This is a genomic window from Conexibacter sp. S30A1 (genome assembly GCF_023330665.1).
Taxonomy (GTDB): Bacteria; Actinomycetota; Thermoleophilia; order Solirubrobacterales; family Solirubrobacteraceae; genus Palsa-465.
The window spans coordinates 2770918-2790407 of sequence record NZ_CP097127.1 but is presented as its reverse complement, the minus strand read 5'-3'; the positions used below and the strand labels follow the sequence as shown (position 1 = coordinate 2790407).

The following is a 19490-nucleotide window of genomic DNA, read 5'->3' as shown; positions in this document are numbered from 1 at the left end:
CGAACGCGACTTCCGCGCAACCAGCACAAAGCATTACGCTGGCTAGCGTCGACGAGGCGCACGCCGCTGGACGAAACCAGGTCGTCTCCCTGGGGTCGCGCGGTGCGTCCTAGGGCTCTGCCTATCTGGCGCTCAGCAGCTCGATCCGGTTGCCCCAGGGATCTTCTGTGTAGAAGCGCCGATATCCGGGGAGGGCCTCATCCCAGCTGACCGGGGCGCCAGCTCTCACCAGCCGTGCCGCCATCTCGTCGAGCCGTCCGGGTGTCACCCGCAGCGCGGGATGCGCCTTGCGCGCCGGTGAGAACGGTTCTTGGACACCAATGTGCAGTTGATGGGAGCCCAGCGCGAACCACACTCCACCACGCCCACTCAACAGCGACGGCTTCTCGATCTCCGATAGCCCCAGAACTCCGCTGAAGAAGCGGCGTGCCTGGTCCTCGCATCCGCTGGGCGCAGCGAGCTGGACGTGGTCAAGGCTGACCACATCGCCAATGATCGGCGTTTCGGGGGAGGCGGCCGCGGCCAGCAGCTCACTCATAGTGAACACGGCGTGGAGCTTGAGACCTTCCGCAGCGAGATTCTCGCGCCCGCCGGACTCGCGGTCGACCACACAGAGAACCGAAATGATCTCCGCGCCGCTGGCGCGTAGCTGTCGGGCTGTGTCGATGACCGCCCCGCCCGTGCTCAGCACATCCTCGACGACCACCAAACGCCGACCGGCGAGCTGCCCGCCCTCCACGCGACGACATGTCCCGTACTCCTTGGCCAGCGTGCGGACAAACAATGCAGGCAGGCCGGTGAGCTGGGAAAGGATCGTCACCAACGGGATCCCGCCAAGCTCCAAGCCCGCGAGAGCATCAGCGTCGGGCGCCAACAACCCGACGAGCGCCTCGCCGACAGCCCTCAGCAGGAGAGGATCGGCCTCAAACAGGTACTTGTCGAAGTACTCCGTGCTGCTCTGCCCGGAGCGGAGCACAAACTCGCCAGACAAGTGCGCAGACTCAAAGATGCGTCGGGCCAACGCGACGTCAAGAGGTCCATCCAACATTGGCTGGCAGATTAGATAACCGGCTCGCGGACGGCATCGGTGCGTGCTCGACCCTCGTGTCCGCGCGGAGCACGTCTCTCCCATCGGATCTCGGCGTGCGCACCGGTGGCGCGAAGCAGGACTGTCAGCGGTTCAGGTTTGTGTGGCTGAGGCGAGTCCGAGGAACACCATTAGTGATCGGTTCAGTTGCACGAGTTCGTCGTCGCAGAGACGGCCGAGTCGCTCGCCCAGACCTGATCTCGGCATGGTCGTGATCTTGTCGACCATGACACTGCTCGGACGGTCCAGTCCGTTGTCGTCTGATGGCTCGATAGGGATCCTGATCAGTGGTGCATCAACCGGACTGGTTGTGAGTGGGCAGACGGTTACCGACGCGGTCGCGTCAAAGTGGTCGTGTTGAACGATGAGCACTGGTCGTGGTTTGCCGCTGTAGGCGCCACGAGCCGCCGCCGTATAGATCTCGCCCCGTGTCACGCGGACGGTTCGCCGTCGTCCTCGTCCACTCCGACCGAGATCGAGTCAACGAACGCCTGATCGTCTTTTTCGCTCTCGCTCGTCGCGATCGCAACGGATTGCCGGTGAGCTTCAGCGATGAACTCAGGTGCACGCACGTCGGGCACCCAGATCTGCACCGGACGCAGCCCCTGGCGCCGCAGCCGCTCCCGATGTTGGCGCACTCGGTCGCGACTTGAAGACATACGAACAGGTTACATGTAACGGACGGCTTGTCAACCGCCCGCCCTGCCGACCGCGCGTTGCAGGTCTGTCGCGGCCGTTGGCTGAGATGCGCGTGCGGCCATCGGAGCGGGTCTTTGGTGTCCGGGGTTGTGTATGCCACAATTGTTGGGTGAAGTCGATCAGGTTCAGCCGTAGCGCACAGCGACACAAGATCGGCAAAGCCCACACCTACCACGTCATGTCCACTTCTGAGCCGACGATCGTGACCGACCCGCAGACCAACCAGCCGACGCTGACCTGGATCGCAAACGACAGCCGTCAGCGCGAGCTGAAGATCGTCGCGATCAAGACCCGCTGACTGCCTCCTGGTCATCCACGTGATGCCGACCAGTCTCCGAAAGAGAGGACGCAACCGATGACAGAACAGATCGGGCCAATCGGTCCTGACATCGACCTCGACGAGGAAGAGGTCCGCCTGCCCGACGGCTCTCGTCTGACCGAAGCGGGCGCCAAGCAGCTCGCCGAGCGCGTGCTCGAGCAGCGGCGGGCCGGTCGTCCGTCGCTGATCGGCGGTAGCGCACATACCCCGCCGCTTACTGTGCGTGTCCGGCCCGATGTCCGCTCGGCCCTTGAAGAGATCGCCCACCAACAGGGTCGTCGGTTGGCGGACGTCAGCCGCGAAGCGCTAGACGAATACGTCGCGCGACACCGCTAACCCAGCGACAACCCGCAAGATAAGGTCAACTTCGGCACCAACATCGGGCGCCGGCTCCACCTCCCCGCACGTTGCGGGCTGTCGGCCGTGGCTTCCCGGTGCCCGTGGCAGTCGCAGAGCAGGTCCGGGCGGTCGCCGACCGCGCCACCAGTTCACGCCTTCAGCGGCCACGTTGGGCGCGGGGACTCTTCCGTATGCGAAGAGCAGCGCTGCGGTGGATACCTGCCGCGGCGACGATGACACAGGAGCTAGTCCGTCGAGTGGCCGGGGGCGTTTCAGCCCCCGGCTCTCACAGCACCGGACGTGACAGTCTCCCGTCATCCGGCTCTTCTGACCCAGTCTTGTCAGGCGACGGAACCGAACGCCCAGTGAGCGAATAGTTCTGGCGCGCGGTGTTGAACTCCGCGTAGCCATCGCCAGGCCCTGCGGGCGCTGGTCCGCAACCGTTTGTATTTCCTGCGAGCCCAACGAATCAGGTACTCGTTGATCTGCCGTAGCGAGCGATGCAACCAGGACTTGTAGAAGCGCCCGTAGTAGTTGCACCACCCATGCACGATCGGGTTGATGAACGACGCGATCTCATCGAGGGTCTTGTCGCTGTGCACGTTGATCCGCCAGGATCGGATCTCTTGGCGGAGGGCTGTGGCGGCGTCGTTGCTGATCGCCGGCAAGAAGCTGACGAAATGCTGCCCTCGCCGGTTCTTGGCCAGCCTCGCTCTGAACGTGTATCCAAGGAAGCTGAACTGCTCGTGCTCTGATGAGCCGGTGCGGTTCGAGTCTTTGCAATACACAACGTGGGTCTTGTCCAGATTTAGCTCCAGACCGACCTGCGCCAGCCGCCCGTGAAGCGCACCAAGAACCTCCTTGGCTTGCGCTTGACTTACACAGTGTGTGACACCATCATCCGCATAGCGCTCAAAAGGACAGTCCGGGAACTCCCGGACCATCCATAAATCGAACGCATAGTGGAGGAACAGGTTAGCCAACAAGGGTGAGATCGCTGACCCTTGAGGGGTTCCGCGGTCACGTTCAACGACGGTGCCATCGTCATGTTGTAGTGGTGCGACCAGCCACCGCTTGACATAGAGCATCACCCACCGCAGATCCGTGTGAGCTTCTACCGCCTTGACCATTAGATCATGAGGAATGCTGTCGAAGAACGCCCGGAGATCAAGATCGATCACCCAGTCATACTTCCAGCAGCGCTCGCGGCATTTACCCAACGCGTCATGAGCGGAACGCCCTGGTCGATAACCATAAGAATCGGGGTGGAACACGCGCTCCACACCCGGCTCTAGTAGTACTTTGTTAGTCTGCTGGAGGTGTTAGTCGCTGTAGCGCGAACCCATCCTGCATTGGTGTTATTCGATGCAGGATGGTGCGGATGGCCGTTTCGGTGATGGAGCAGGAGATGCCGGCGGGGTCGCTGGCGCGGGACGTGAAGGATCGGATGGAGGCGTTCATGGCTGCGGTGAGTGGCGTGGCGATGAAGCATCCGGCGCAGCGCTCCAATGCTGAGGTGTACGTTCGTGGTTTGTTGACAGCAGGTGCGCGTAAGTCCCTTGAGCCGTTGGTGGAGCGGCTGGATGGTGATGGGGACTATCAGAGTCTGCAGCAGTTTTTGGCCGACAGTCCGTGGGAGCCGGGGCGATTGATGCAGGCGGTGGTGGAGCGGGTCGCGCCGATCGTCGCCGCGGAGGCGTGGGTGCTTGATGACACGGGGTTTCCGAAGGACGGGAAGAAGTCTCCTGGGGTCAAGCGCCAGTACTCGGGGACGCTTGGGAAGATCGGGAACTGTCAGATCGGCGTGTCGCTGCATGCGGTGTCTGAGCATGCGACGCTGCCGTTGGGGTGGGCGCTGTATCTGCCGGAGGACTGGTGCGCTGATCAGGAGCGTCGCCGGAAGGCGAAGATCCCTGCGGAGGTGACGTTTCAGACCAAGCCGCAGCTCGGGCTCGGGCTGGTCAAGCAGGCATCGGGCTGGGCGATCGATGTTGCGCCGGTGCTCGGTGACGCTGCCTATGGTGAGAACACGCAGCTGCGTGGTGAGCTTGACACGGGCGGGTTTCAGTACGTGCTGTCGATCAACCCCGAGACGACCATCTTCGCGCCGGGTGCGGTGTTCGCGGTCCCGGACCGCAAGCCCGGCGCCCGCGGGCGCTCACCGGCCGCATATCACGCCGACGTTGACCCGGTGTCGGTCGGGGAGTATGCCGCGACACTGACCGGCGAGGACTTCCAGACCGTCGCGTTCCGCGGGACCGGCAAGACAAGGGTGTCCTCGAGGTTCGCGTTCAAACGGATCACGGCCGCGCATCCGGTCACCCGGGACCGCGTCGCGCCACGTACGGAATGGCTGATCATCGAATGGCCCGAAGGTGCTGAGACGCCCAGTGACTACTGGATCTCGAACCTCCCGGCCCGCACCAAGCCCCAGCGTCTCGCACGGCTCGCCCGACTGCGATGGATGATCGAGCTTGATTACCGCCAGCTCAAAGGCGAGCTCGGCCTCGATCACTATGAAGGCCGCTCCTACATCGGCTGGTATCACCACACGGCACTGGTCAGCACCGCGCACGCGTTCCTGACATTGGAGCGCACCGACCCAAAAGCCCAGCGGCGGGCCTCACACTCCCCCAAGCGGTCCGCCTATTCATGCCCATCTTCGACTGCTGGTCCGGACACTGCCACACCTGCCAACGACCGATAGACCTCGCCGAGCTGCCGCTACGACACACTCCCGAAGAGTAACAAAGTACTACTAGATAGCTACGAACCACAGTCTGAGCGATTCTGTCCGCAACGGTCGGCACACCTAAAGTCCTCACTCCCCCGGTTTTCTTCGGTATCTGCACCGCACGCACCGGTGGCGGGAAGTAGCTCCCTGACGAGAGCCGGTTCCACAGTTTGAACAGATTCCCTCGCAGGTCCTGCTCGAACTCCTCGATCGACTCCCGATCAACACCAGCCGCGCCCTTGTTAGCCTTCACCTTCAAATACGCATCCCAAACAACCCGCTTGGAAATATCAAACGGCTTCGCCGTCTGTGACCTTGGCTCGCTCATCAGCTCATCCCACCCAGCGGTGGTTGACTGCCGAGAAAACCCGGATCAGCTGCCCCCTTCGCTCCGCCCGCATTACCAGGCATCACCACTACTACGGGACAGTCCGTCCCTGTGCCTCGCATCGCTACTCTCCCCCTTGCAGATCTGCTGCTTGAGGTTCTCGCTTCGATGAAACGACCGCAGGCCAACACCGCACCACTGGCCGCCCATAAGCACGAGGCGACAGGTTCCCACGTTCCGCACCAGCGCCCAGACCAGGCTCGCGCCACCTTTATGCCGGACATCGCCTGGCCAATCAACAGGCACCCGCCAGACTCATCCCGGAGCTGTATTGCGACCCCGGTTTTGATGTCACCCATAAACTTTCGACACGTCATCGATGGTTCGCTCTCGCTCGCCTTCCTGATCCATACCTGACGAGATCACATCCCGCCTTTTCCGTCACGCTCAGCACCCCGGCTCTTTACCGGCGCACCTGACAGTGGTTTGCAGCCATCTCCTGCAAGACGGCCACGGAGGGTCGGTTCCTCCATCACTGGCACAGCATCAAACTTCGTCCTTGACCTTCTACATCAAGCTCTCCATTTGTTCGTGGCGCACCAATACCGTTAAGTTAGTGTCCGGGGGTGGGGTTATCGTTATCGCGTGCCTCGTGCTGGTTGGGTCAAGCCTGCGAGTGATCAGCGGCTCTCGGATCACATCTCTATCGGTGTTCTGTTGACGGACATGCTGGATGGTGATGATCGCGTCATCGGGGGTGATGATCTGGGTCATGAACGACCGAACGACCAAAGCCCCTTGCAGCGTGCTCCTGTGGCCCTCGGAACGGCGGCAAGGAAGAGAAACAGGGGGGCACGGGGGCGTGTGGTGGTGCGTTGCGCGTCTGTGACCGCTTCGCTTTCGCTGTTGATCGCTCGGCAGGGGCGTAGCGCCAGGACGCGGGATGTTGTCGGGGTGCGGGCGTGTGCGATCCGAGCGATGCGACCCACCGCGCGTTGGTGCCCGCCCCGTGGGTGTCAGAACCCTGGTGGGTCGCGTCCCGGCCCGTGCAACAGGCCCGTCAACACCACAGCAAGCTCCCACGGTGACGCTGTGAGCTGGAGCTGGAGCCGGCATGCCCGGGCCGCACGACCGAGCGCGTCAACGGCCCCAACCAGCGGCGGGCCGCACACGAGCTGCTGGTCGGCTGACGGGTCAAGCACACGCTCCCACAGGCGAGCGGTCGTGGTGATCGCCCCGGCGCGGCGCGTGAAGGTCCGCAACCAGCCACGCACCGTCCCTGGTGGGCGCCCCAGCGCCGCTGCGATCGTGCGATGTCCCTGACCGTTGGCCTTGGCCAAAAGCGCCCGGCCGATCACCTCCGTCCCGTCACGCCGCCTGGCGAGCGCCCAGGCCGGAAGCAGCACGTGTGTCCGCTCGCAGCGCCGACAGCACGCTCGCCGTGGCCGCAGCAAGCGTGTCTCGTGAAGCAGGCGCACGGTGCGCTCGCGCGCAAACCCCCACGGCGCAAGCGGCCCGTCACAAACCGGGCAACACAAACGCCCAGCCACCAGATCATCCTCCGCCACCACCTGCTCTGCGCTCATCGCCATCACGCACACACCACACCACGCTCCTCACCTGGCCAACGCTCCCAACGGCCCCTCCCACGAGGCCCCCGGGGGAACTCGTGTTGGAAGGCATATCAGACCCCGGCCGCACCGGCAAACGCCGCCACCAGCATGGTGATAAGCAGCATCACCGCTGGCGGCACGGCAGCGGCCAGCACCCGCAAATTACGGACGACTACCGCGACCCGGCCGGTCATCACCACGATCCTGGCGTTGACGGCGATCAACAGCCGATCACATCACCACGCTCAACGACGTTTGAGGGCCCAACCGTCACCATCCAGCGTGTCGCTCAACAGTGTGTTCTGACGCGGGTATTCCCGCCGGAGCTGGTTGACGCGGTGGTCGCCGAAGCTGGACGCGTGGAGCGCCGGCAGCGGTTGCTGCCGGCGCGGGTGGTTGTCTACTACGTGCTGGCGATGGCGCTGTTCTCGGGTTCCTCTTATGAGGAGGTGATGCGCCTGCTGGTCGAGGGGTTGGCGTGGGAGTCGGGCTGGCAGCGGGCGTGGGAGGTGCCGAGCAAGCCGGCGATCTTCATGGCGCGCAAGCGGCTGGGGTCCGAGCCTTTGCAGTTGTTGTTCGGGGCCGCCTGCTCGCCCTTGGCTGCAGCGGCGACGCGCGGGGCGTTCTATCGCGGTCTGCGGTTGATGAGCCTCGACGGGACGTGTCTGGATGTGCCCGACACGGCCGCGAATGACGAGGCGTTCGGGCGTCCTGGCTCGTCACGGCGCGAGGGTGGGGGAGCGTTCCCGCAGTTGCGTCTGGTTGCGCTGTCCGAATGCGGGACGCACGCGATCACCGGCGCGGCGCTCGGCCCGTACACCAGTTCTGAGCAGGAGCTGACCGACCAGTTGTTGGGGGCGCTTTCACCCGGAATGCTGTGCCTGGCCGACCGTGGCTTCTACAGCTTCGAGCGCTTCCAAAACGCCCGACGTGCCGGGGCGCAGCTGCTCTGGCGCGTGAAGTCGAACATGGTCCTGCCGCGCGAGCGACCGCTTCCCGACGGCTCGTATCTGTCCACCGTGTACTCCTTCTCAGACCGTCACGCCCATCGCGACGGCGCACAGGTGCGGGTCGTGGAGTACGGCATCGATGATCCCGGCGTGCCGCAGGCCGAGGAGCGCTACCGGCTGTTGTGCACGATCGAGGACCCAGACCGGGCGCCCGCCTCCGAGCTCGCCGCGCTCTACAGCGAGCGCTGGGAGCTGGAGAGCACCCTCGACGAGCTGAAAACCCACCAGCGCGGCCCGCGCGTCGTGCTGCGTTCCAAGCAACCCGCCGGCATCTACCAAGAAGCCTACGGCTACCTGTGCACTCACTACGCGATCCGCCGGCTGATGCACGACGCCGCGCTCCGAGCCGACATCGACCCTGACCGCTTATCGTTCACCAGAGGCCTCCGCGCCGCCCGTCGCAGCACCAGATCCCACCCGGGATTTTCCCCCCCAGACGATCGCCGCCGCCCAACAGCAAGCGATCAGTGAGATCCTCCACGAGCCGCTGCCCGAACGACGCCTGCGCGCCAACCCGCGCGTGATCAAACGCAAGATGAGCAACTGGGCAGTCAAACGCCCCGAGCACCGCGACCGGCCACAACCAACCAACCCGCCCGAGGACTCAATCACCATCCTAGCGGCTTAACTTAACGGTATTGCGGCTAGTCCCATTTTCCGCGGTTGGGGTCGGGTAGTTCGTGGGGAGGTTGAGGTGGGGTGTGGGTTTGTGTGTGGTTTCGGGGTGCTTGGGGTTGATGCTGTTGTGGCAACGCTGGTCGTATCCTGGTTTTTGTGCCGTCCGATGGGGCCGGTAGTGTTGTGGCAACATGTTCGTCAAGGAGACCAAGGTCAAGCGCGGCGCCCGCGCGTACAGCTATCTGCAGCTGGTGGAGGGTTACCGCGATGAGAGCGGCAAGGTTCGCCATCGTGTTGTGGCAAACCTGGGTCGCAAGGACGTGCTGAAGGACTCCGGGCAGCTCGAAGCGCTCGCCGGATCGTTCGCAAGGCTGGACCCGCCGATGACTGGGACGCGCCGGAGTGTCGGGCCGTTGTTGCTGGTCGAGCATTTCCTCCGGGAGCTCGCGGTCAAGGACACGGTTGATGGGGCGCTGCCGCGTAGCGCACGGTCGGTGCTGTCGGTCGGTGAGGTGGTGTGCGCGCTGATCGCGAGCCGGTTGTGCTCGCCCTCCCCGCTTTATGACGTCGCGGGGTGGGCCTCGGGCGCGGCGGTGCATGAGCTGCTCGGAATCCCGCCGGCGTTGTTGAACGATGACCGGCTCGGGCGGGCATTGGAGACGTTCGCGGTGTATGCCGAGTCGGTCCGCTCGAGCGTCGCGGCCGGGGCGATCGAGCGGTTCGGTGTCGCTGCGGGCCGGTTGCATGTCGATCTCACGACGGTCGGCGTGTCGGGCGCGTATGAGCACTCGGCGCTGGTCTGCAAGGGGTGGGCGTCAGACCGCCGCGTCGCCCGTCAGGTCCGGACGTTGCAGGCGTCAACGGCGGACGGGACGGTGCTCTACAGCCGCCCCGATCCCGGCAACGCGGCGGAATTGACGTTGGTTGGCGCGTCACTTGAGCGACTCTTGGCGATCTCCGGGCCGGGGCTTCTGATCGTGTGCGACTCTGCGATGGGTCAGCCCAAGACGATGCGTCAGATCGACCAGGCCGGCGTACGGTTCGTGGTGCCGCTCCGCGCGAGCGCGGGGTTCCGCGAACGGTTCCTGCAGGATGTCGGCCATGGTGCGTTGCGCCCTGTGCGGTACGTGCCCGAGCGTGAAGCGAAACTCCCGGCCAAGCTGCGGACTGTGTTCAAGGGGGCGCTGCGCGACTGGGAGATCCCCGGCAGCGACACGCACCCGCCGCTGATGCTGCGAGTCGCGTACATCCACTCCTCCGAGGAAGCGACCCAGGTTGCTGACGCCCGCGAGCGCGCGCTTGTGAAAGCCGAGGACGCGCTTGAGCGGATGCGCAACGGACTGGGCGGCCGCTACTACAAGACCGAAGCGCAGGTGCAACGCCGGATCGGGCAGATCATCGGCGTCAACATCACCGGACTGATCGACGCGACCGCCACCACCCACGACGGCAAGCTGACACTCGACTGGCACCGCAACCAGGACGCCATCGCCACTGCCGCGAGCTTCGACGGGATCTACGCGCTCGCGACGAACCTGCCCGGACCGATCACCGCCGGACAGATCCTGCGGCTCTACAAGGACCAGCAGATCGTCGAGCGCCGCCACCGCGACATGAAACAAACACTGAAGGTCCGGCCGATCTTCCTGCACAACGACGACCGTATCCACGCACTGATCAGCATCCTCGGCATCGCGCTGCTGATCTTCGGACTGATCGAAGCCCGCACCCGGGCCGCGCTCGGCGAGACCCAGCAGCTCCCCGGGCTACTGCCCGAAGGCCGCCCCGCCAAACCGACCGCCCGCAACATCCTCGCCGCGTTCCAAGGCCTCAGTCTCACCTACACCCACACCGGCATCCAACTCGACCCGCTCACCGACACCCAGCAGCACATCCTGGACCTACTCCAGATCCAGCCGCCCTGGCCACAACAGGCAGACCATGCCCTCACGACCTGCGGAAAATGGGGCTAGTGCAGCCGCCTACTCGGGGAGCCAAGAGGGCTCGAATGCCGCCGGTCTGCGCCGGGGCAGCCCGGCATAGGCCTCAGCAGGGACGCTGGTCTCTCGATCGACGCCCGCGCCGTGTCTGAGCGCGACGGGATCGACCGGGTAGGCCCCCCAATCGTCTCCGGTTGATCGGTCTCGAGCACCCATGGCGAGCACAACGCAGCGACGGTTGCCCGCACCAACGATGACGTGGCTGGCGCCGGGTGGGCAATGGACAAAGTCCCACGCCTTGATTGGATGTTCCTCACCCTCAATGATCAGCAGCGCCTCGCCCGCGAGGACCAGAAAGTCCTCTTGGTCAGCCTCCCAGTGGTACTGAGCCATCGCCTCGCCCGGGTTCAACGAGCTGAGGTTGATCCCGATCTGCTCGAACGGGACCTCGCCCTCAAACTCGCACACCGCACTGCGACCAAGGGCGTGACTCCAACGGGCCTCCCGCGCGTTGAGCACGAACCAGCCCTCGCCGGTGCGCACGGTACCTGTTGAGCTCGCCAGCAGCTCCGCTCTCTTGATCAATGATTGAAGCTTAGCGCCGGCAGTCGTCGTTGGCAGCCGGCGAGGCGGCTGCAACCACGAACCGGCACTCGCACGTCGGCGCTCGCGAGCCCACGATGGCTTCTGCTCTCAAATAAACCTTGGCCACGAAAGCGGCGCCGGATCGAGACCCGCGGGCGCACGGAAGCGGGTCTCGCCACGCGTCGGGTCCGCGCACCTGCTTTTCGCCAATACCGTGCATCTGCAGAGGGGCGAGTTGTCGCCGAAGCATTCGCGTAGGGGTCTCGGATATGGATGATCGAAGCGATCGTGTGCCGCAGACCCGCGTCTGTGGATCTCCGACCGTCTCCCGGCTCAGTCCGGAAGAAGCTCCAGATGGCCGATGTGCGCGGGGCGCACGACGCTGAAGTGGCGCCGGTCGAGCGTCGCAAGCTTCGTTTCGCGCAGCCTCTCGACGCATGCCAGCACGCTCGCGTCAACAAGCCCGAACGGGAGGTCGGCGTACTGCTCTACGAGCGCGGCCGCTCGTGCAACCTCGCCAGCGTCGGGAACGTGTACCTCCAAACGACCAGCCCTAATGTCGCTCATAAGAGCAGCGAAACCATCGCGCCAGGGCCGTAACTGGTACTCGATTTCCACGAGCGTGCAGACCGGCACGATTCGCAGCTCCGTGGCTGCGTTGATGAGTTCGCGACAACGGTCATGATCAGGGTCGCTGCGGTCTAGCAGCGCGACCAGCGGCCCAGTATCGAGAATCAGCGCCAAGCGTCCGGCTGGTATTCGCGCTGTCGCGCCGCTCCGCCGCTCTCGACAGTCGCTGTTGAGGAGAGCGGCTCCCAGGATTTGAGGTCGATCTCGTGCTCGAGCGCCTGGCGAACAAGCTGCGGGAAGGTGATCCCGCGATCGCTTGCAACGTTTCGTGCCCGCGAGAGCAGCGCCTCATCTGCCTGGATCATCACCCGCCGGTTCACTGCTAGCAATGCTAGCGCGTTCTACGGCAGACCAACAACACCCCCAATCGCTGCTCGGTCGCCAATGCGATCGTCGCCGTCGGATCAGTTTGAGAGTGGAAGCGATCGTGCGGCAGCGGGCAGCGGCGCTCGCTGACGTATATATGTGAACTGCACGATATATACTTGGAGGTATGGCCAAACATCTCGTGGACATAGATGAAGACGCGCTTGCCGACGCCAAACGTGAGCTGGGGACCAACACGATCAAGGACACCATCAATTTCGCGCTGCGTCAGAGCGTCCCGCGACGAGGCGACGACGTCAACAAACTGCTCGACGTGCTCGCCCGTGCCGAGCTCGCCCCACGCGAGCAGGCATGGCGCTGACGCACCTGGTCGACACCAGTGTGCTCACGCGCCTGGCTCGAACCGAGGTTCGCAAGGCAATCCAGTCCCGGGTCGAGCGGCGCGAACTGGCTCGTGCCGGGATCAGTGACTTGGAGATCGGATATTCGGCGCGCAGCGCGTCGGAGTGGGACCGGCTCGCTGGAGCGCTCGAGCTCTTCGATCTCATCGAGACGACCAGCGACCACATTCGCCGCGCCAGGCAGGTGCAACGGCTTCTGGCCGCCAAGCACCAACGAGGCCGCAAGCTGCCCGACCTGCTGATCGCGGCCGCCGCCGAGGCCGAGGGTCTGATCGTCCTGCACTACGACGGGGACTTCGATCGCATCGCGAGCGTCACCGGCCAGAGCACTGAATGGCTCCTGCCGGCCGGCTCGATCGACTGACCAGCAAATCACCGAACCTCGCCTTTGCGATCCGCTGAGGCGACGGCGCTCCCAGATTGAAGCTATAGCCCATCGATACGAGTTCGGGGCCGGTAGGTGCCGGGCGTAGACTGACAGCTCTTTGCTGACCATGGACAGACTCCAGCTCGGCGACCGCGATGCCTGGGAGGGCCTCTTCCGCGGCTACATCGACTTCTATCAGCGGACGCTGAGCGACGAGGAATATGAGCTGGCCTGGCAGCGCCTCCAGGCCGACAGCGGGATTCACGGTCGTGTGGCACGGGATGACGGGCGCGTGGTCGGGATCGCTCACTTCCTGACTCATCCTCACACCAACGCCGCCGACGTTTGCTACCTGCAGGACCTGTTCACTGATCAGCAGTTCCGGGGCCGCGGGGTCGGCCGAGCGCTGATCGAGTACGTCGCCGCCTGGGGACAGCAGCAGGGTTGCAGCCAGTTGTACTGGCGCACGCACGCCTCGAACGCAAAAGCTCGCGTGCTGTATGACCAGGTCGCCGAGAACCGCGGGTTCATCGTCTACCAGCGAGACCTGCAACGCCGATCGGAATGATGGTCATCTTTGTTCGGCACGCTGCAGTGATGGTTGACAGGCAGACCTCCGCATCATCGTGGACGCTCGATCACCAGGCGGCCGCGGCCTGTGCGCCACTCCGGGCATGGCTGCAAGGTCGAGATCTCAGCTGGTTCAGTTCTCCAGAGCACAAGGCAACGGCGACGCTGCGGCTACTGACCGATCTGCCCTACCAGGTTGTGCCCGAGCTGGCAGAGGTGTCGCGTGCGGGTTGGCTGGATGATTACCGCGATACGGTCCGCAGGTTCTTCACGGTCCGTTCGAGTCCGCCGTTGCCAGGTTGGGAGACCGCAGACGCTGCAGCGGCACGGTTCGATCGTGCGCTACGAGATGTCGTTGGCAGCTCGAGCGGTGATCGCATCGTGATCTGCACGCACGGGCTCGTGCTGACGGCATGGGCCTGCCGAGACAAGTCCACCGACGAAGCGCTGGCATGGTGGGCGGCACTCACGATGCCGGCGTTGCTGGTGATGGCGGATTCAGAGATCGAGCGGTGGTGGACCTCCGGGCAGGTCTGCGTCTCAGTACCGCTGATCGGCCGATAGCTGCGCTCCCGCTCCGATGTCAGTCCCCTTTGCGTGCGCTGCGCGCGTCCGGCGGCCCCTGGGATCACACCTCAGTGGCGCGCGCATAGCAAGCCCGCGCGACCACTAACGCTTCCACTATTACTCCGTAACCAACAGCACGAGAGCTTTGGCGACGACGGGTCAGGCGAGGTGGGTGACGATACGGCTGACGATAGGTGCGCTCATGCGATCGGGCTTGCTGCGGAGCCACTGTATGAGCTCATCACCGTGGACGAAGACGATGTTGCTGCCCTCGACCACGCCTGCCGGGAACGGCGACCAGAAGACCACGACGGCGGTAACCCAGGCCTGGACTCCGACGCCTGCAAGGATCTCGCGAGACAACCTCGCCGCCTCACCGCGCAACGAGCCGGCGAGCTTCGGCAACGAGTAAGAGTCTCTCTCGTCGTCAAGTCTCTCGACTTGAACGGTGTCGCCCTCGATCGTGATCCTCCCGCCGAGCTTCTTTGAGTCGATAAGAAACAGCCCCGCCGGCCCGATGAGAACGTGATCACGATTGCCACGGCCTGTATCTATGTCGTGGATTACACGCCAGCCGGCGTCCGTGAGCGGCTTGAGCGTTTTGGCGGTCGCTCGTTCGCCCTCGGCACCATCCCTGTGACGCTTGACATGCTCTGGGGGCTCGTCGCGGACCCACATGTAGAGCGCCAGAAAGCCGCCGGCGATGCCGCCCACGGTGAACTGGATCTTCGTGGCTGGCCCGAAAACCAAGTATCCGAGGCCCAGCGCGATAATCGGAAATGTCAGCAGCCGCAGTCGGGGAAGCATGCGACTTCTCCACGAGCGCAATCCATGCTCGTACCGCTCCTGCTGGTATGCGCCTGCGGATGAACGGCCAGACATGCCACGAAGCTAGCCGGTCAAGGTGACGATTGCTTCCGACTCCAAAGCGCGCCCCACCCGATGATCGCTTCGGCGACATACGGCGCCTCCGACGACGGCGCCGGCCGGCGTCTCGGCCGCTCGGTGTTCCTGGCGCAATGTGCGTAGGCACCGCGCAGTCGTCCTTGTACACGAAACGGTCATTGTGGCCGGCCCATCTTCATCGCCCGTAGACGTCGCATCGGTGGCCGGGCATGACCACGACGACAAGTAGCAGGCCGTCTTTGATCGTGTAGCGATCGCTGCCTGTATGCGAAGGAAACCGGCGGGTCGAGCTTGCGCAGCGCCCGGACGGCCGCTGGGCGCAGCTCGATCCGATATCGGCTCATTCCCAGCCCAGGTCGGCCTTGGCTTGCTCCCAGGGAACGTTCGGGCCTGCTTCGGCCATGGCGGCGTCAAACACTTCGACGTCCTCGACGTCCTCGAGCGCGGCCACAAGCCGGGCGTAGTGCGCAGCGCTGACCAGCACCGCCGCCGCGCGGCCGTAGCGCTCGAGAACCACTGGCTCGACCTGTGCCCTGTCAACCGCTCCCGAGAGGTTCTGGCGCGCGGCGCTGATGCTCATGCTCGCCACACAGAGATTGCACAAAACACGCCTGACCTCGTACAAAGCGTGGTTGCGCCTGGCCAGCAGCAAAACGGGTACCGCGACCGGCGGCCCGAGAGACGCGCTCCTCGCCACACGCGGGTCCACTGGCTGCACAACGACCAGCGTCCGCGGCCTCGACATCAGCGCAGATAGTTGCAAGCGCAAGCACAACTCCGCGGAGTTGCGAGCGCGCCATAAGCTCGCGCCTTGAGGTGCTCCGGTGCCGCCTCGCGGTGCGCTGCCGCGCCCGTGTCTAGCATCGCGTCAGTGGAGCTCCGACCGGCCTATCCGCTCCGCACAGCCCGACTTCTGCTGCGTCCGCTGACGGTCGGCGACGCCGATGCGCTGCTGTCTTATCGGTCGCTTGAGGAGGTTTGCCGATTCGTGCCGTTTGAGCCCATGAGCCGCGCGATGATCATGGAGAAGCTCGAGGGTCGCTGGGCACAGACCGCGTTCACGGCCAAAAACGCGGGCGTGATCCTGGGCGTCGAGCTCGCCGATGGCGCACGGCTTGTTGGTGACGTCACTCTGTTTCAGCGGAGCGAGCTTCATCGCTGCGCGGAGATTGGCTGGATCCTCGATCCCGCGCACTCCGGCCATGGATACGCGACCGAGGCGGCCGCTGAGCTGATGCGGCTGGGTTTCCAAGAGCTCAGTCTGCACCGGATCGTCGCGCGGGTCGACGCTCGCAACGGTCCGTCGCTGCGGCTCGCCGAGCGGCTGGGGATGCGCCGCGAGGCGCACCTGGTCGAAAACGAGTGGTTCAAGGGCGGCTGGAGCGACGAGATCGACTTCGCGATGCTCGAAACCGAATGGCGATCAGATCAGATGCTGCGCGGTGCAGCTGTCATCGGACCGCCGGCATCGCCGGTGTTGGGCGTGCCGTCGGGTTCGATCAACAGCACGAGCGTCTCCTCCGTGGCCTCCGGACAGTGCTCAACGCCACGGGGGACGACGTAGGGCTCGCCCGGGCCAAGCTCGATGTCCCGGTCGCGCAGATGGATCGTCAGCCGACCGCTGATCACCAGAAAGAAGTCGTCGGTCTCCTCGTGCCGGTGCCAGACGAACGGCCCCAGAACCTTCACCACCTGCAGCTTGTAGTCGTTGAGGTACCCGACGATCCCCGGCTTGTAGGGGCCGTCGAGCAGCGCGAATTTCTCCGCCAGGTTGACCTTCTGCTCCATGCGTCCCTCCTCGTGGTCGGTGGTCCGCCGCGCGGACCGCGCCAGACACGTTGCCAGACACGTCCTGACACGCTCACCCTTCACGCGCGCCCCGTCGCCAGGTAGTCTCCAGATCTATGAGTGATATATCAGCGCTCGGCGGCCTGCGCGAGACACACGCGCCAAACCCGCCCGCGCTGCTCGCCGACCAGGCCTACGAGGAGCTGCGCGACCGCCTGGTGACGCTGCGCATCCGGCCGGGTGAGCCGATCGACGAGGAGCGCCTGGGGCAGGAGCTGGCCATGGGCCGCACCCCGATCCGCGAAGCGATCAAGCGACTCGCGCTCGAGAACCTGGTCACGGTCTTCCCGCGCCGCGGCACGTTCGCGGCCGAGATCAACATCAAGGACCTGGCCCACATCACCGAGGTGCGCATGGTGCTCGAGGCACGCGCCGCCGCGCTGGCCGCCGAACGCCTGACCGCGACGACCCGCTCAGAGCTCGACTCGCTCATCGCCGAGCTGCGCGCGAGCCGCGGCGGCGAGGACATGGCGGCGCTGATGGCGCTCGACACCCGCATCCACCGTTTCATCTACAGGGCCTGCGACAACCCGTTCCTGGCCGAGACGCTGCAGCGCTACTTCAACCTCTCGCTGCGGATCTGGTACCTGGTGATAGACCGGCTGCCGCACCTCTTCCAGCGCGTGCACGAGCACGAGACGATGCTTCAGGCGATCGCCGCCCGCGAGCCGGAGCGCGCCGCGCAGATCGCGGCCGGCCACGTTGACACCTTCGAACGCGAGATCAGGAGTGTGCTGTGAGCGAGTTGCGATCCACCTATGACTACGTCATCGTCGGCGGCGGCTCCGCCGGCAGCGTGCTGGCGGCACGCCTGACCGAGGATCCGTCGACCACGGTGCTGGTCCTGGAGGCCGGTCGGCCCGACTATCTCTGGGACCTCTACATCCACATGCCGGCCGCGCTCTCCTTCCCGATCGGCAACCGCTTCTACGACTGGCGCTACCAGTCTGAGCCGGAGCCGTTCATGCACGGCCGGCGGATCTACCACGCGCGCGGCAAGGTGCTCGGTGGCTCGAGCTCGATCAACGGCATGATCTTCCAGCGCGGCAACCCGCTCGACTACGAGCGCTGGGCGGCCGACCCAGGCATGGAGCGCTGGAACTACGCGCACTGCCTGCCCTACTTCAAGCGCATGGAGACCTGCCTGGCGGGGGCGGATGAGTGGCGCGGCGGCTCGGGTCCGCTCAAGCTCGAGCGCGGCCCGGCCACAAACCCGCTGTTTCGCGCCTTCTTCGAAGCGGTCAAACAGGCCGGCTACGAGCTCACCTCCGACGTAAACGGCTACCGCCAGGAGGGCTTTGCCGCCTTTGACCGCACGATCTACCGCGGCCGGCGGCTGAGCGCCGCGCGCGCCTACCTGCACCCCGCGATGTCGCGGCCGAACCTCGACGTCCAGTGCCGGGCGATGGTCGAGCGCATAGTCTTTGACAAGGACCGCGCGACGGGCGTTGAGTTCACGGCCGCCGGCCCGCTGGCCGGCGGCCTGATCCCAGGCGCCGCCAACCCGCAACGGCGCAACCGCCAGCGGGTCAGCGCCGGCGAGGTGATCCTCAGCGGCGGCGCGATCAACTCGCCCCAGGTGCTGCAGCTATCGGGCGTCGGCAACGCCCGCGAGCTCGAGCAGCTTGGCATCGGCGTGGTGGCCGACGTGCCGGGTGTGGGCGAGAACCTCCAGGATCACCTGGAGGTCTACGTCCAGTACGCCTCCAAGCAGCCGGTCTCGGTCGCCCCGGCGCTCAAGTACAAAAACCGCCCAAAGGTCGGCCTGCAGTGGCTGCTGTTCCGCTCCGGACCGGGCGCGACAAACCACTTCGAGGCCGGCGGCTTCGTCCGCGGCGATGACCAGGTCGCCTACCCGAACCTGATGTTCCACTTCCTGCCGCTGGCGATCCGCTACGACGGCAGCGCCCCCCAGGGCCACGGCTACCAGGTGCACGTCGGCCCGATGTACTCGGACGCGCGCGGCTCGGTGAAGATCGTCTCCGTGAACCCGTACAAGCACCCGCAGCTGCGCTTCAACTACCTCTCCACCGAGCAGGACCGCCGCGAGTGGCTTGAGGCGGTCCACACCGCGCGCAAGATCCTCACCCAGCCCGCCTTTGACCCCTTCAACGCCGGCGAGCTCTCACCCGGCGCCGGTGTCTCAAGCGACGAGGAGATCCTCGACTGGGTCGCGCGCGACGCCGAGACGGCGCTTCACCCCTCCTGCACCTGCCGCATGGGCACCGGCGAGCTTGACGTCCTGGACCCCGACACGCTCAAGGTGCGTGGCACCGAGGGTCTGCGCGTGGTCGACGCCTCCTCGATGCGCTACGTCACCAACGGCAACATCTACGCGCCGGTCGTGATGCTCGCCGAGAAGGCGGCTGACCTGATCCGCGGCAACACGCCGCTTGAGCCGCTGGACGACGTGCCGTTCTACCGCCACAGCGCCGCGCCCGTCGCCTGAGCGCGGGGGTACCAGGGGCGGATCGCACCGGGTGCCAGGGCGCTCAGCGAACCGCTGCGGGTGCAGATCCTCGACGTGCTGCGCCGCAGCCCGCAGAGCATCTGCCAACGCGACCTGGCCGACGCTCATCAATACACATCTGTCGATTTAACT

At 65.2% G+C, this 19490-nt stretch carries 23 protein-coding genes and 3 pseudogenes; 12 read left to right on the top strand and 14 right to left on the bottom strand.

Annotation, left to right across the window (positions count from 1 at the left end; all coding sequences use genetic code 11):
* Positions 1-121 precede the first annotated feature (121 nt).
* The 3 genes from pyrE to M3M54_RS13420 all read right to left on the bottom strand — a co-directional run bounded on the left by pyrE (position 122) and on the right by M3M54_RS13420 (position 1746).
* Entirely contained in the window at positions 122-991 is an 870-nt protein-coding gene (gene pyrE, locus M3M54_RS13425; protein ID WP_249019547.1) for an orotate phosphoribosyltransferase, read from the bottom strand.
* Positions 992-1180: 189 nt separating this feature from the next.
* Positions 1181-1522 (bottom strand): type II toxin-antitoxin system PemK/MazF family toxin, encoded by a 342-nt coding sequence (locus tag M3M54_RS17050; RefSeq protein ID WP_371878593.1) that lies wholly within the window; start codon positions 1520-1522, stop codon positions 1181-1183.
* On the bottom strand, positions 1519-1746 hold the full coding sequence (locus M3M54_RS13420) for an antitoxin MazE family protein (protein ID WP_256465784.1): 228 nt from the start codon (positions 1744-1746) through the stop codon (positions 1519-1521). The genes M3M54_RS17050 and M3M54_RS13420 overlap by 4 nt, the downstream gene beginning before the upstream one ends.
* A gap of 149 nt (positions 1747-1895) precedes the next feature.
* Between M3M54_RS13420 and M3M54_RS13415 the strand changes: the two genes are divergently transcribed.
* Positions 1896-2084: a hypothetical protein gene (locus M3M54_RS13415; RefSeq protein WP_249019318.1), complete on the top strand. Its 189-nt coding sequence runs from the start codon at positions 1896-1898 to the stop codon at positions 2082-2084.
* A gap of 57 nt (positions 2085-2141) precedes the next feature.
* Complete coding sequence (locus M3M54_RS13410; RefSeq protein ID WP_249019317.1) at positions 2142-2441, top strand: hypothetical protein; 300 nt, start codon at positions 2142-2144, stop codon at positions 2439-2441.
* A 344-nt stretch (positions 2442-2785) separates the two neighbouring features.
* Here M3M54_RS13410 and M3M54_RS16735 read toward each other — a convergent pair whose 3' ends face one another.
* Together M3M54_RS16735 and M3M54_RS16730 are read right to left on the bottom strand one after the other, a co-directional pair.
* Positions 2786-3112: a group II intron maturase-specific domain-containing protein gene (locus tag M3M54_RS16735; RefSeq protein WP_256465853.1), complete on the bottom strand. Its 327-nt coding sequence runs from the start codon at positions 3110-3112 to the stop codon at positions 2786-2788.
* Positions 3113-3172: 60 nt separating this feature from the next.
* Positions 3173-3736, bottom strand: a pseudogene (locus tag M3M54_RS16730) (reverse transcriptase domain-containing protein); the annotation flags it as partial.
* An 89-nt stretch (positions 3737-3825) separates the two neighbouring features.
* Here M3M54_RS16730 and M3M54_RS13400 point away from each other — a divergent pair.
* The gene (locus M3M54_RS13400; RefSeq protein WP_249019544.1) at positions 3826-5151 is read left to right on the top strand and encodes an IS701 family transposase; all 1326 of its coding nucleotides are present in this window, start codon (positions 3826-3828) and stop codon (positions 5149-5151) included.
* A 61-nt stretch (positions 5152-5212) separates the two neighbouring features.
* Here the strand turns inward: M3M54_RS13400 and M3M54_RS17045 are convergent.
* The 3 genes and pseudogenes from M3M54_RS17045 to M3M54_RS13390 form a co-directional block, all read right to left on the bottom strand.
* A pseudogene (locus tag M3M54_RS17045) lies at positions 5213-5506 on the bottom strand (group II intron reverse transcriptase/maturase); the annotation flags it as partial.
* Between the two features lie 1016 nt (positions 5507-6522).
* Positions 6523-7092: a helix-turn-helix domain-containing protein gene (locus M3M54_RS13395; protein ID WP_249019543.1), complete on the bottom strand. Its 570-nt coding sequence runs from the start codon at positions 7090-7092 to the stop codon at positions 6523-6525.
* Positions 7093-7190: 98 nt separating this feature from the next.
* The gene (locus tag M3M54_RS13390) at positions 7191-7343 is read right to left on the bottom strand and encodes a hypothetical protein (RefSeq protein ID WP_249019542.1); all 153 of its coding nucleotides are present in this window, start codon (positions 7341-7343) and stop codon (positions 7191-7193) included.
* A gap of 6 nt (positions 7344-7349) precedes the next feature.
* Between M3M54_RS13390 and M3M54_RS13385 the strand changes: the two genes are divergently transcribed.
* Together M3M54_RS13385 and M3M54_RS13380 are read left to right on the top strand one after the other, a co-directional pair.
* On the top strand, positions 7350-8600 hold the full coding sequence (locus tag M3M54_RS13385) for an IS4 family transposase (protein WP_371878675.1): 1251 nt from the start codon (positions 7350-7352) through the stop codon (positions 8598-8600).
* Positions 8601-8938: 338 nt separating this feature from the next.
* Complete coding sequence (locus M3M54_RS13380; protein WP_249019540.1) at positions 8939-10720, top strand: DUF4277 domain-containing protein; 1782 nt, start codon at positions 8939-8941, stop codon at positions 10718-10720.
* 9 nt (positions 10721-10729) lie between these two features.
* Here the strand turns inward: M3M54_RS13380 and M3M54_RS13375 are convergent, their stop codons facing one another.
* The 3 genes from M3M54_RS13375 to M3M54_RS13365 all read right to left on the bottom strand — a co-directional run bounded on the left by M3M54_RS13375 (position 10730) and on the right by M3M54_RS13365 (position 12222).
* Positions 10730-11272 (bottom strand): cupin domain-containing protein, encoded by a 543-nt coding sequence (locus tag M3M54_RS13375; protein WP_249019539.1) that lies wholly within the window; start codon positions 11270-11272, stop codon positions 10730-10732.
* 333 nt (positions 11273-11605) lie between these two features.
* On the bottom strand, positions 11606-12016 hold the full coding sequence (locus M3M54_RS13370; protein ID WP_249019538.1) for a type II toxin-antitoxin system VapC family toxin: 411 nt from the start codon (positions 12014-12016) through the stop codon (positions 11606-11608).
* On the bottom strand, positions 12007-12222 hold the full coding sequence (locus M3M54_RS13365; protein ID WP_249019537.1) for a hypothetical protein: 216 nt from the start codon (positions 12220-12222) through the stop codon (positions 12007-12009). The genes M3M54_RS13370 and M3M54_RS13365 overlap by 10 nt, the downstream gene beginning before the upstream one ends.
* A gap of 173 nt (positions 12223-12395) precedes the next feature.
* On the opposite strand from M3M54_RS13365, the gene M3M54_RS13360 reads away from it, so the two are divergent.
* The 4 genes from M3M54_RS13360 (at position 12396) to M3M54_RS13345 (ending at position 14131) form a co-directional block, all read left to right on the top strand.
* Positions 12396-12590: a hypothetical protein gene (locus M3M54_RS13360; RefSeq protein ID WP_249019536.1), complete on the top strand. Its 195-nt coding sequence runs from the start codon at positions 12396-12398 to the stop codon at positions 12588-12590.
* Positions 12581-12994: a PIN domain-containing protein gene (locus M3M54_RS13355; RefSeq protein WP_249019535.1), complete on the top strand. Its 414-nt coding sequence runs from the start codon at positions 12581-12583 to the stop codon at positions 12992-12994. Before M3M54_RS13360 ends, M3M54_RS13355 begins: the two co-directional genes overlap by 10 nt.
* A gap of 121 nt (positions 12995-13115) precedes the next feature.
* Positions 13116-13565 carry an N-acetyltransferase family protein gene (locus tag M3M54_RS13350; protein WP_371878592.1) on the top strand — a complete coding sequence of 150 codons (450 nt, stop codon included), beginning with the start codon at positions 13116-13118 and terminating at the stop codon, positions 13563-13565.
* Positions 13562-14131, top strand: a complete 570-nt coding sequence (locus M3M54_RS13345; RefSeq protein ID WP_371878591.1) for a histidine phosphatase family protein — start codon at positions 13562-13564, stop codon at positions 14129-14131. Before M3M54_RS13350 ends, M3M54_RS13345 begins: the two co-directional genes overlap by 4 nt.
* Before the next feature lie 162 nt (positions 14132-14293).
* Here M3M54_RS13345 and M3M54_RS13340 read toward each other — a convergent pair whose 3' ends face one another.
* The gene (locus M3M54_RS13340; RefSeq protein ID WP_249019532.1) at positions 14294-14848 is read right to left on the bottom strand and encodes a nuclease-related domain-containing protein; all 555 of its coding nucleotides are present in this window, start codon (positions 14846-14848) and stop codon (positions 14294-14296) included.
* Positions 14849-15380: 532 nt separating this feature from the next.
* Positions 15381-15620 (bottom strand): type II toxin-antitoxin system Phd/YefM family antitoxin, encoded by a 240-nt coding sequence (locus M3M54_RS13335; RefSeq protein ID WP_249019531.1) that lies wholly within the window; start codon positions 15618-15620, stop codon positions 15381-15383.
* A 273-nt stretch (positions 15621-15893) separates the two neighbouring features.
* Between M3M54_RS13335 and M3M54_RS17040 the strand changes: the two are divergent.
* A pseudogene (locus M3M54_RS17040) lies at positions 15894-16316 on the top strand (GNAT family N-acetyltransferase); the annotation flags it as partial.
* A gap of 152 nt (positions 16317-16468) precedes the next feature.
* Here the strand turns inward: M3M54_RS17040 and M3M54_RS13325 are convergent.
* Complete coding sequence (locus M3M54_RS13325) at positions 16469-16828, bottom strand: cupin domain-containing protein (protein ID WP_249019529.1); 360 nt, start codon at positions 16826-16828, stop codon at positions 16469-16471.
* Between the two features lie 116 nt (positions 16829-16944).
* Between M3M54_RS13325 and M3M54_RS13320 the strand changes: the two genes are divergently transcribed.
* A complete protein-coding gene (locus tag M3M54_RS13320; RefSeq protein WP_249019528.1) occupies positions 16945-17628 on the top strand; it encodes a GntR family transcriptional regulator in 684 nt (227 codons plus the stop codon).
* Between the two features lie 5 nt (positions 17629-17633).
* Complete coding sequence (betA, locus tag M3M54_RS13315) at positions 17634-19337, top strand: choline dehydrogenase (protein WP_371878674.1); 1704 nt, start codon at positions 17634-17636, stop codon at positions 19335-19337.
* Positions 19338-19490 lie beyond the last annotated feature (153 nt).